The organism is Phormidium sp. CCY1219 (assembly GCF_035615515.1).
Classification (GTDB): Bacteria; Cyanobacteriota; Cyanobacteriia; order Cyanobacteriales; family Laspinemataceae; genus CCY1219.
Genome location: NZ_JAJENT010000212.1, coordinates 17,316 through 29,116, shown reverse-complemented (window position 1 = coordinate 29,116; position 11,801 = coordinate 17,316). Strand labels below are relative to the sequence as shown.

At 49.6% G+C, this 11,801-nt stretch carries 11 protein-coding genes; 4 read left to right on the top strand and 7 right to left on the bottom strand.

What is annotated here, in order from left to right; genetic code table 11:
* Positions 1-150: 150 nt before the first annotated feature.
* The 4 genes from LKK83_RS01815 to LKK83_RS01800 all read right to left on the bottom strand — a co-directional run bounded on the left by LKK83_RS01815 (position 151) and on the right by LKK83_RS01800 (position 6,367).
* The gene (locus tag LKK83_RS01815) at positions 151-1,689 is read right to left on the bottom strand and encodes a hypothetical protein (protein WP_324629055.1); all 1,539 of its coding nucleotides are present in this window, start codon (positions 1,687-1,689) and stop codon (positions 151-153) included.
* A 256-nt stretch (positions 1,690-1,945) separates the two neighbouring features.
* The gene (locus LKK83_RS01810; protein WP_324629054.1) at positions 1,946-3,652 is read right to left on the bottom strand and encodes a hypothetical protein; all 1,707 of its coding nucleotides are present in this window, start codon (positions 3,650-3,652) and stop codon (positions 1,946-1,948) included.
* Between the two features lie 134 nt (positions 3,653-3,786).
* A complete protein-coding gene (locus LKK83_RS01805) occupies positions 3,787-5,331 on the bottom strand; it encodes a hypothetical protein (protein ID WP_324629053.1) in 1,545 nt (514 codons plus the stop codon).
* Between the two features lie 85 nt (positions 5,332-5,416).
* On the bottom strand, positions 5,417-6,367 hold the full coding sequence (locus LKK83_RS01800; protein ID WP_324629056.1) for an ABC transporter ATP-binding protein: 951 nt from the start codon (positions 6,365-6,367) through the stop codon (positions 5,417-5,419).
* 209 nt (positions 6,368-6,576) lie between these two features.
* Between LKK83_RS01800 and LKK83_RS01795 the strand changes: the two genes are divergently transcribed.
* Positions 6,577-6,735 (top strand): hypothetical protein, encoded by a 159-nt coding sequence (locus tag LKK83_RS01795; protein ID WP_324629051.1) that lies wholly within the window; start codon positions 6,577-6,579, stop codon positions 6,733-6,735.
* A 284-nt stretch (positions 6,736-7,019) separates the two neighbouring features.
* Positions 7,020-7,250: a Mo-dependent nitrogenase C-terminal domain-containing protein gene (locus LKK83_RS01790; RefSeq protein ID WP_442957263.1), complete on the top strand. Its 231-nt coding sequence runs from the start codon at positions 7,020-7,022 to the stop codon at positions 7,248-7,250.
* Between the two features lie 214 nt (positions 7,251-7,464).
* Here LKK83_RS01790 and LKK83_RS01785 read toward each other — a convergent pair whose 3' ends face one another.
* From LKK83_RS01785 to LKK83_RS01775, 3 genes are all read right to left on the bottom strand, one after another.
* Complete coding sequence (locus LKK83_RS01785; protein ID WP_324629049.1) at positions 7,465-8,088, bottom strand: phosphatase PAP2 family protein; 624 nt, start codon at positions 8,086-8,088, stop codon at positions 7,465-7,467.
* Between the two features lie 97 nt (positions 8,089-8,185).
* A complete protein-coding gene (locus tag LKK83_RS01780) occupies positions 8,186-8,308 on the bottom strand; it encodes a hypothetical protein (RefSeq protein WP_324629048.1) in 123 nt (40 codons plus the stop codon).
* Between the two features lie 105 nt (positions 8,309-8,413).
* On the bottom strand, positions 8,414-8,920 hold the full coding sequence (locus LKK83_RS01775) for a universal stress protein (protein WP_324629045.1): 507 nt from the start codon (positions 8,918-8,920) through the stop codon (positions 8,414-8,416).
* Positions 8,921-9,017: 97 nt separating this feature from the next.
* On the opposite strand from LKK83_RS01775, the gene leuB reads away from it, so the two are divergent.
* Both leuB and LKK83_RS01765 read left to right on the top strand, forming a co-directional pair.
* On the top strand, positions 9,018-10,103 hold the full coding sequence (gene leuB, locus LKK83_RS01770; RefSeq protein WP_324629043.1) for a 3-isopropylmalate dehydrogenase: 1,086 nt from the start codon (positions 9,018-9,020) through the stop codon (positions 10,101-10,103).
* Positions 10,104-10,322: 219 nt separating this feature from the next.
* On the top strand, positions 10,323-11,189 hold the full coding sequence (locus LKK83_RS01765) for a fructosamine kinase family protein (protein ID WP_324629042.1): 867 nt from the start codon (positions 10,323-10,325) through the stop codon (positions 11,187-11,189).
* The last annotated feature ends 612 nt before the right edge of the window (positions 11,190-11,801 follow it).

Genomic DNA, 11,801 nt, shown 5'->3' with positions numbered 1-11,801 from the left:
GCAATTAAAGCATTGCACATAAGTCCTGCGTGCCCCCTCGGTTTAATTGTACCCGATGCGGATTTTTTTGTCAAGTGGACGGGGATGTTTAGTCCCCGTTGATGGCACCTATGGTTGATTTTCCGGGTAGAAATCCGATCGCCGTTCCTGTTAGTTCCGGGAAAGGGAATCGCGCAATAGTGCTTTGGTGGTGGATTCGCCGAGGCGGTTGAGCTGCTGATTCAATTTAGCGGACAAGCTGGCCAATAGGGCTACATAGGATAAAAAGGCCAGAACCACGTGAATGGTGGAAGCATGTTCGATTCCCAAAAAGGGCATCATCGTCAGCAGAAATAGGACAGAGGCTTGCTTGCTTTTGGCCACTAGAACCTCGATCGCAAACAGGGGTAATGCAGTGGCCGCGATCGCCGTGGCCATTCCCCAAAGTTTGGCATGTTTGAGGTGCATGAGGGAGAACATCTGCGTCACCATAGCATAGCACAACATGAGTAAAGAGCCAAAAATAATGGTGATAATTGCGCTATACTTGCTAAAATTTTCCACAGGCCACAGGGAAATCCAAGGGATAAAAATTGCTGCGGTTATGGCAATATTAACCGCAATTGCGATCGCCGCCGGACTTTTTTCGCCCCATAGCAAATCTTGCCATAAAAAACGACGCCGGACGCCTTTAGAATAGCGCGCCCAATCTTGCAGAGTTTGTCGAGGGGGTGAGAGGAGGACAATCAGGCAGATAAACAGCCAGAAATTGGCGAAAAATATGGCAAACAGATAGTATTCTCCCTCATAGACAAGACTGCTTTCCGAGAGAAAATCTAGCATGAAACCGAGCAAAAATAGTTGGATGCAGGCGACCAAACCATAGCTTTGTTTTTTGCTAAAAACTTGTATATTTTGATTGCGAAAGCGGCGATGCAAGGCTTGCCAAATCCAGTAGGTGGCGAGAATAGCGGTGAAAGAGATAAAGCCGCGAAACAGGAAAATATGGAAACCAATGGGCAAACCATACCACGGTTGACGAACCACGGTGTGGGTATAAAACCCCACCCTATAATCTAACTGGAACAGCATCGCGAAGACAGCGATCGCGCCACTCGCACCGATCCAACCTTGAGAACCGCCGATTAAAGCGTAAAGAATAGCGGCGCTGTAAAACAATAAGCAATAAGCGGCTAACAAAGCGTAGAAACTCAAGAACCAGGTGAAGGGCGAGTTACCCGCGATCGCACTCCACAAATGGAAGGGTAACGCGATCGCCGCCCCGAGGAAAAGCAACACTGGAACGCCAAGTAATTTACCCGTTAAAATGCTGGGAGTGGACTGGGGACTCAAGCGAATAAAATTCAGCGTCCCGCGTCGTTCTTCGCGCGCCAAATCGGAGATGAGCAGATAAACGCCACCGCCAATCAGGGCGATCGCCACCATCCAATGCATCGCCCGAGAGACATCGAACCACCATTCCACCCAATCGACCACACAAGGTGCTTTTAAAGAGCTTTTTGGCAGACAGTAGGGATTTTCCTGAGCAAATTCTTTGGGCAAAAAAGCGAGGTAACACAGCAGCAGTAACAGTTGAATTGCGAGAGAACTGACCGAGGCGATCGCGATATTGCGCCAGGTCAATCGACCTTTGAATTCTCGAAAAAGTTGGGGATTGCGTTCCCCGATTGCATTTAGGACAGATTTCATTATTACTAATTTTTTATAGGGTGAACAGTTAGGGAGAAAATGCAATTCTTTTCCGTCCGAAGGAATAGGATTTAAAACGATTAGTCCGCGTGGGCGAACTTGATTTGTCGAGGGGGGATTTCCATCGCCCGCTTTCGATGGGCGGTTTACCGGATATGATGTAACTCGTTCCCAGAATTGCCTGGGAAACGAGTTAAATAGATTGAGGTTTGTCGCCCTAATAATTCGGGTGTGGGCTACGTTTGATTGCTGCTATTTAGGCTTTTCCAGTCAGCAATGCTTTAGAGGCGGATTCTCCTGCATGGCGCAACTGGCCGATGAGTTGCAAATGGGATAATGCCAAAACTAAGGCTTGTCCAAACAGGGCGAAACTCACCATTACACTGGTTGCTTCCGTGTTTTTGACGGCGAGAAAAGACATGGAAGAAAGCAACCAAGGCCAAGCGGCGGGATAGTCTTTTACGGACAACAAACCGAGTACCATTGGCGGTAAAACGGTGACAGCGAAGAGGATACCTGCGGCCCAAATGCCCCGTTTTGGGGTTTTCATTAACAGGATTAGTTGAGCGATAACCGCCCAGAATAACACCATTGTGGCGTAGAATAGCAACCCGAGCAAAGCGCCAGTTTTGTTACTTTCAGAAGGCCACAGGAGAATCCAGGGAACCAACAGGGCACAAGAGAAGAAGAGATTGAGGCCGATCGCCACAGTGGCGGGGCTTTTTTCGCCCCAAATCCAATCGCGATCGAGGGAGAATTTGCCCCGGCGTTTTTTGGGCGATCGCTGGAGTTTATACCGCGCCCAATCTTGCAAAGTTTGGCGGTGGGGAGAGAGAATTGCGATCGCCCCTAAGAACAGCAGCGCGTCTAAGATTAATACCAGCATTAACTGATGGGAGAACCAGTCCTCTAAACTAACATGTTGATGGTAGGGGGTTTGCAGGGTAAAGCCCAGAATCGTGGTTTGAAAGCAAGCGAACAGAAAATAACTCTGTTGTTTGCTAAAAATCGTGGCGCTGGGGTTGGGAAAGCGTCGGCTCAGACCTTGCCAAATCCAGTAAGTCCAAAGGGCAAAATTCACCACCATCAATAGAGAAAATCCGGTCACATTTTCCCCGACGGGGAAGGAGAACCACTGCAATGTCTGGATGTCTGAAAGATTGAAATAGTCCGAGATATGTTTTAAAGCGGATGGGGGACTATCTAACAGATAAACCTGGGTTTGGATTGGATTAAACAGATTCAACCAATCGAAGGGATTATTCCACACTGCATCATCGCCATAGCTATCGAGGCGGATGGTGGTAAACCAGAGAAACGAGGCTACAAAACCACTTCCCAGCCAGGATTGAAATCCGCCCATCCAAGTGCTGACCAACCCAAAGAGCATGGCTGCACTATAGAAGAAAATACAGCCAGCCACAGTGGAGAGATAGAATAAGAGAACCTGGCTTAAAGCGATGTTAGCTGTCATTGCGGCGAACAAATGCAGGGGAAGGGCGAGCAATATTCCCAGATAAAGAAATATCGGAACGCCGAGTAATTTGCCGCTGAAAATATTGGCAGTAGAACGAGGGCTGACGCGGAGAAAATTGAGAGTTCCGCGACGTTCTTCTTTGGCTAAATCGCCGATCAGCATGTAGGTGCCGAGGAGCAATAAGCCAAACGCGCCGATGAAGCTAAGCCAGAGAAAAATATCGAACCACCACAGTTGCCAGTTAATCAGGGGATTCTCGGCAGAATCGGTAAGGCATTTGTAGTCTTGTATTTTTAAACAGTAGTGCCTGGAGTAACTGCTAAGCCGAGTGGGAATTTTGTCGAGGAAGGTCAGAAGCAGAATCAGTTGAGCGCCAAGGGAAATGGCAGTGGCGATCGCCAGATTTTTCCATTTCAGCCGTCCTTTCAGTTCTCGGAATAACTGGGGATTCCAGTCACTTACTGCATTTATCGCTGGAATATTCATCGAAATTGTTCCTTTGGTTTTAGGTTTGAGGTTATCGTGTTGATAGTTAGTCCGGCGGGGAGAAACCGCGCGGGAAGTTTCTCCCTGATTTCCAGCCGCGATCGCTGGTTTAACGGTTACTGGATTGGCATTTTTTATCCAGCAGCGTCGAGCAACGCTTTCGACTCGGATTCTCCCAATTTAGCGAGTTGGGAATTTAGGGCAATACTCAATCCAGCGATTGTGGCAAATTGCCCTAACAGACTGAGAAACACGGTGAAAGCCGAAACTTCGGGAAGGGCTATCCAAGCCGACCCAAATACGGAAAACATCCACCAGCCCCAGACGGGTTGTGCCGACTCAAATAACAAGGATAAAAGTGCGGCAGGTAGACTCATAATAGCCACGAGGGTACCGATGGCAAATCTTCCCGGTTTGGGAGTTTTGACGAATAACATTAACTGTGCGATCGTGGTATAAATCCAGATTAAATTGACGCTGAGAATTAAACCAGCGATCGCCTGTATTTTCTGCTCACCAGGCACATTCCACAGCATCGCCCAAGGCAACCAAACCGCCGCCACGATGGCGAGATTTATCGTCATTGCCATAATTGACGGGCTTTTTTCACCCCAAATCCACTGGAATTTCGCACTTCGCTTTCCGTTGCGGTGGGTGAGGGGATGTTCGTCTTTGTGATACCGCGCCCAATCGATTGACGCTTGGCGATGGGGAGCAATTGCCGCAACGACTAACATCAACAGCCCCAGATTAATCGCGAACATGACAAACATCATGCCCAACAAAGCATCGTCCTCGAAATTGGTAAACGACCAAAATAATCCGAGCAACCACACTTGAAAGCCTCCCACCAGGACATAACTATCTTGTTTAGAGATTAAGGTAGATTCTGGGTTTTTAAATCGGCGGTTGATTGCCTTCCAAATCCAATAACTGCCCGCGACAACTGTTATCAGCATCCAGCAAAAGCCGAGTTTGATATTCCCGCCGATATTCCAGGTAAACCAATACCAGTCTACTCCGCGATATTCCAGGGGGAGTCCGTTAAAATGAAAGGCGAGAAAACCGAGATAAGAAGACCCCAACCAGGCGGCTAACAAACTGTTAGCGATCGCTTGATAGGGCACTTTAGTCAGCATAGTATTGAGCAAGACCATATTGAACAAAAGCCAACTGCCGGCAGTCACGAGGACATACAATCCCAATATCCAGAACAGGGGCACGCCAGCCATGAGGGCGGAAAATAAGTGCAACGGAATAGCCAGGGCGATCGCCAAGTAAAGCACACTGGGAACGCCGAGTATTTTTCCGAGCAAAATGCTTTGGCTGGGACTCGGAGACAGGCGAATAAAATAGAGTGTTCCGCGATTTTCTTCTTTCGCCCAATCGCTAGAGAGGGAGTATGCGCCCCCGGCAAAAAGCAGCAATGCTAAAATCCATCCTAGGGTAAAAAATAGCTCCAGCCAATTGACTTCCCAGTGGTATTCCACACATTGGCTGACAATGCTATCTACGTATTTATCGCAGTAACTGTTGCTAAATGCAGCTAGCAGCAAAAATTGAAACACCAGGGAAATTCCCAGCACCGTAAAAATGTTGCGAGAGGTCATGCGCCCTTTGAGTTCGCGAAAAAGTTGGGGGTTCCATTCCCCCAGTCGGTCTAAGGTTTTGCCAAACATTTTGCAGTTTCCTAAACGAAAGGTTTGATTGTTGTTTTCGGGTTATTCGGTTTCCTTTATTGGATAAAATTTGCCGTTGATTTGCTTAAGATGCCTGCTTGTGACCGAGTTTCAAGAAAATCGTTTCTAAATCTTCTTGGGTGCAGTGGAATTCCGAGATAGGGATACCGGCGGTGACCAGCGATCGCAGTAAATTTGAGCTTTCTTCGGGATTCCCGGAAAAATGAACGCGCAGTTTTTGGGTTGGGGCATCCACCTCCCAGCCCTCCACTTGGGGGCAATTTTTCAATTCGGATTCTAATGCGTCTAGTTTACCCAAGGTGCCGATTAAAATTTGCTGGCGGCTCAATCGTTGGTAAAGTTCTTTCAGGGAAGCACTTTCCACCAGATACCCCAGTTCCATAATTCCCACTGAGGTACAAAGTTCGGCCAAGTCGCTCAATACGTGGGAGGAAATTAAAATTGTCATTCCCGCTTCGCGCAGGATTTTGATAATTTCCCTAAACTGCATCCGCGCGATCGGATCTAAGCCGGATACGGGTTCGTCAAGGAGGAGCAAAATTGGCTCGTGGATGATGGTGCGCGCGAGGCTGAGTCGCTGTTTCATCCCCCGCGACAGGGTAGAAATTAGGCTATTTCGCTTGTTAGTTAGCTGTACCAGTTCTAAGACTTCGTAAAGGCGCTGACTGCGGCGGGGTTCTCGCAAGTAGTAGAGTCTGGAAAAATAGTCTAAATAGTCCCACACGGTTAAATCGTCGTAGAGGGGAAAGTCATCGGGTAAATAGCCGAGGCGACGCTTCAGGGTGGGGTTGTTGCTGTCGCGGCGCAGACGTTCTCCATTAATGAAAATGTCGCCGGTGGTGGGTTCTTCTGCGGTAGCTAGCATCCGAATTAAGGTAGTTTTACCGGCTCCATTTGGGCCGATGAGTCCGTAAACCTCTCCAGATGCTACTTGCAAATGAACGTCATTGACTGCAAGGTGCCGATCGAATTGCTTGGTGAGTCCACGGGTATCGATTGCCAGTTCTTGGACCATAGTGGATTGAGTTTGTGGAAGGATTTGCGTGCTGTTAATGCTAGGGTAGCCTTTACCTACAGCGATCGTCACTAGCATTTCAGAATTTGTAACGCGAGGGAAGGAGGGGATTTGATGTGTATCCGGTTAAAAGCAAGGGGAATAGTTGCAGGTTAATTTTTACTCGGGGAGTGGGAGGGGAATCGGTGGTTTGGGGTGACATAGGGGGAATGTCAAAATATCATCCTCGCCCTACTGGTACTGAGGCGATCGCTCCCTTGTGGATTTTTTCTCTCCAGATAATAGTAGGATTCAACCGGACTCCAGCCGCTTTTTTCCCGCTTTCCTCCCTGAACGATCGCGCGCGCGATCGTCTGGTGACTGGATAGGGTGCTGTTGTTAATCTGCAACACCCTCGCCGTGGATCCAATGACATATAAATTTTTATAATCGTAATTAAGTTTTACTATTAGAAAAACCTTGACCCTCAGGGAAAATTGCGCTAAATTAAAAACATGCAAAAGAGCAGGAGGCAAACGCCTCTCGCCCCAATGCCTGCAGTGCTTCTCAAACGAAGCCGCGCAAACGTTGTTTATTTAGGAGAAACTTCACCATGAATGCGATCGAGTACCAAAAAAGCGAACCCGTTATTTTGCGGAAAGCCAAAAACGCGATGGAACAGTTCAAAGTCAATAATCCGCAAGTGGCTCGATTAATCTGCAAGTTCATCCCCTCGCAATGTCCCTTCGAACGGGATATCGCGCTGTTCGGACGTCAAATTTTACACATTCCCCCCTTGTGCAAGTTCAATCCTTTTTATGAAGAGTTTGTCAGCTTGCGTTTTCGGGCACTGTGCTACTTAGCCGATGAATGCGGGGAAGATATTTCGCACTTGTTAGTTTAAGGAGTCAGAGTGAGAATTTGCCAAACCCTTTACGGCAGCTTGCCCCGAGCGTTTGGGAGAGGGAAAAGAAACCGCTGCACTCGCGAGCTAACCTCTATCCCAAAACGCGACTCACACGGGCTTTATGTGAGATATTGAGATATAGTATCGAATCCCCTTGGACTGAAGAAGACCAACTATACAACTGGCGAGACTGTCGCACGCGCCGAGGCGGTCAATGTCCCTCGCGCCTGCGCTGGCGCTTTCGGTACACTTCCAACGTGAGAAGACAGGCACTCAACCAGGCGAAGCCGGCGGCATATCCCGCTAGCACGTCCGTGGGCCAGTGGAGACCGACATAAAGACGACTCCACCCGATCGCCAGCACCAGTACAACCGTGGCCAAGAGAATCAATCCGCGCCACCGGGGAAACTGACTGGACAAGATATAGGCCAAAAACCCATAGACCACAAGCGAGATCGTGGCGTGACCGCTAGGATAGCTCGAGGTGTTGAGATCGTCGTGAACTAATGCCGCCCACATATCCGGGCGATCGCGAGCAAAAAAGTCTTTAATTAACAAATTGAGTGTGGTTCCTCCCAATGCCGTACATACCAACGTCTTCAATTCGGCCATCTGTCGGCGCGTTAAAAACCACACCCCCAATCCGAGACAGAGGAGGGTGATTAACACCACCCCGCCCAGCAGGGAGAATCCTTTCATTACTAAATCCAGCAACGGCGAGTGCATGTCCTGCACCCGCGTCAAAACCCCAGTATCGAATTTTCGAGTTTGTCGGTGGAATACGCGATCGGAAATTTCTAAAAAAGCCCACACAGATAGCAGGGAAAAAACCATCCCTTTTATCAGAATAAACGAGTAGAGGGAAAACAGCTTTTTTTGTTTGGCTTGCCGGATACAGAACTGAAGAATCCGCGATGCAAATTGACTAAAATCAAACAATCCCATAGTTAAAGATATAACAAGAACCCACCCGAGCGCCATTGGGGGTTAAAATGAAAGAGCGATCGCCCCCGGATATACGGCGCGAATCCGGATGCACAACGGAGACTATCATCGGGGTGATGGAGAAAGATTCATTTTAACAAGAATTACACAACAGATTAATCAATCCACTTTATCGGTTAAATTCCGAAGCAGAGGCGGGGGAAAAACCGCTGCTTCATTCCGCACGGGCGTCAGAGCGATCGCCCTTTTCCTCTGTCATACCTTGAACCACCAACACCGAACACTTCGCGTGATGCACCACATGATTGCTGACACTACCCAGAACCAGTTCTGCCAGTTGCGATCGCCCGCGTCGGCCCAAAACCACTAAATCCGCCCCCCAGGTTTTCCCCACTTCGCGGATCCAAAAACCCGGATCCCCGATTTGGTATTCCAACTCCGTGGGCACTTGAAGCGCCTGTGCCTGTTGCCGATATGTCTGCAACCAAGTGACCACCGCTTCGATATCGCGATCGAGCAATTCCTGCTGAATCTGGCCCGCGCGACTCAACCCCTGACCATAAATATCCCCCTGACCGCCCAGAGGCAGATTCGCCAAACTGAGGCAGTGAAACACCTTCAAATTTGCCCCTTCTCGGTGGGCCAGATGCAGCGCTTTGCCAAACACGAAATCCGCTTGCGGGCCTCGGTCGATCGCCACCAAAATTTTTTCAAACTCCATCCCCAACCTCCTGGCCTCAACTGATTCTTCTATTGAACAGTTTTTTGGGCACAGTTCCTCGGTATGATTAATAATTTGCAAGAATTTTTAGCGAAATATGACCCAAAACTACCGCATTACACTCCTTCCCGGCGATGGCATCGGTCCAGAAATTATGGCGATCGCGGTAGACGTCCTCAACCTCGTCGCCGAACAATTCAACTTCAGCGTGACATTCCAAGAAGCCCTCATCGGCGGTGCTTCCATTGACGCCACAGGCGACCCCCTCACCGCCGAGGCCCTCCACCGTTGTCGCCAGAGTGACGCCGTGTTACTCGCCGCCATTGGGGGCTACAAATGGGACAGCTTACCGCGCGAAAAACGGCCAGAAACCGGATTGCTGGGACTGCGCGCCGGCTTAAACCTGTTTGCCAACTTGCGACCTGCCACCATTTTGCCGCAATTAGTCGGGGCCTCGTCATTAAAACCAGAAATCGTGGACGGGGTAGATATTATGGTGGTCAGAGAACTCACAGGCGGGGTGTACTTCGGGCAACCGAAAGGCATTTTCGAGACCGAAACCGGAGAAAAGCGCGGGGTGAATACAATGGCCTACAACCAATCGGAAATCGATCGCATCGGTCGGGTTGCCTTTGAAACGGCCCGCAAGCGCGGTGGAAAACTCTGTTCCGTGGATAAAGCCAACGTGCTGGATGTGTCGCAACTGTGGCGCGATCGCATGACCCAACTCGCCGCCGAATATCCCGACGTGGAACTGTCCCATCTTTACGTAGATAACGCCGCCATGCAGTTAGTGCGCTGGCCCAAACAATTCGATACCATCGTCACCGGCAACCTTTTCGGGGACATTCTCTCCGACGCCGCCGCCATGCTGACCGGCAGCATTGGCATGTTACCCTCCGCCAGTTTAGGCGAATCCGGTCCGGGCCTGTTTGAACCGGTCCACGGATCCGCCCCAGATATTGCCGGTGAAGATAAAGCCAATCCCTTGGCTCAGGTTTTGAGTGCGGCGATGATGCTGCGCTATGGTTTAGACCAACCCCAAGCAGCAGATAAAATCGAACAGGCAGTGCTGGCGGTGCTCGATGCCGGATACCGCACTGGTGATATTATGTCCGAAGGGATGAAACTCCTTGGCTGTCGCGCAATGGGCAACGCTTTGCTAGAGGCATTAAAGGAGTAAATTTTGGTTGTGGATAGTTGAGGGTTTGCGATACGGTGGAGTCAAACCTGTGGGCGGCAAGGGTGCAAATTCTTTTGCTCGGGTAGAGAGGCGATTCCGAAGTGTCTTTACCGGAAGGCTTTGCCTCGGATCCACCGTTCCCCCCGGGGGGAACGAGTCAACCAGGTAACAGTGCAAATTCTTTTGCTTGCTCTACTTATCAACTATCAGCAATTAAGAATGTGGGATAAAATAGCCAAACAAATTTCTGAAGTCACCGGAGAGAAGTTTGAACGGAGCGATCGCCGATCGGTCGGTGGAGGCTGTATCAATCAAGGCTATTGCCTGCGCGATGGCGATCGCGCTTATTTCGTGAAGCTCAATCGTGCCGCACAGATCGAGATGTTTCAAGCAGAGGCGCTGGGGTTAGAGGAAATGTGGGAAACCCACACCATTCGCGTCCCCAAACCCATCTGCACCGGCGTAGAGGGAAATAGTGCCTATATCGTCTTGGAATGGCTGGATATTGGCGGGGGTGGAAAGAGCCAAGTGGCGGCAGAAATGGGACGCCAACTGGCGCAGATGCACCAAAAAGCCACCCGGGATAAATTTGGCTGGGAGATGAACAACACCATCGGATCCACGCCGCAGGTGAATACTTGGACCGCAGACTGGGTGGAATTTTGGAGAGAACACCGGATTGGGTTTCAATTGAAATTAGGGCGGCGCAAGGGGGGGCATTTTCCCCAGGGCGATCGCTTGCTCGAGGCGATTCCGGAATTGCTGGCGGGTCACTCGCCGAAACCGTCTCTAGTTCATGGGGATTTATGGGGCGGGAATGCTTCGAGTACCCGGGATGGGGAACCGGTGATTTTCGACCCTGCCACTTACTATGGCGATCGCGAAGTGGATTTGGCCATGACGGAACTGTTTGGCGGATTTTCCCGTGCCTTTTATCAAGGCTACAACGAAGTCTGGCCCGTGGATCCGGGCTACGAACAGCGCAAAGCCCTTTACAATCTTTACCATATCATCAATCACTTTAATCTGTTCGGCGGCGGTTACGAGTCCCAAGCCAACAGTATTATCAGTCGCCTGGTGCGATGAGCGGGGCGCAAAATTAATAGGCCCAGACCCCGGAAGGTCTGGGCGTTTTTATAAACTGACCAGCGGTATTGAAAAGACAAGTTGCCGAGTCAAGTGCCAGTCAGTTGGTATTGATAACGGTTTTTAAACAAGTCACGAACAGGATTGAACCTCTGTTAATTCTTAAGGTAACGGGTAGATGTGAATATCTTGTGAAGAATTCCAACTTTTTTAAAATTTTTTTTGCGCTCTGGGATGGCAGTGCGATGGGTGCCACCTCCTGCTCGCCCACGGGACAGGTTTTTTTGTTTTTTGCGTGAATTATACAGCCAGCTTAATCTTGTAAAAAGGCAATTTTAGCGCTCATAAAAATTGCAGTTAAATAGTCACAACAAAAAAAGTTGATGGATTGCGCCTTGGAATCGGTGAAATGGGGAACCGAAAGGGGGGCGATCGCTTCAGAAAATTTTTTGTCCCCAAGGGAAGCGAGGCGGTGTTGGCGATCGCCGCCTCGAGTCCTCCCCCCCGGATTAAGGGATGAAAAGATTATCCTGGAAGTCAACCGAATCAACCGCTAAACTAGCTATAGGAGTGTTCCCAGGGGTGTTGTCCGCTCATTATCGAGATTTTCCG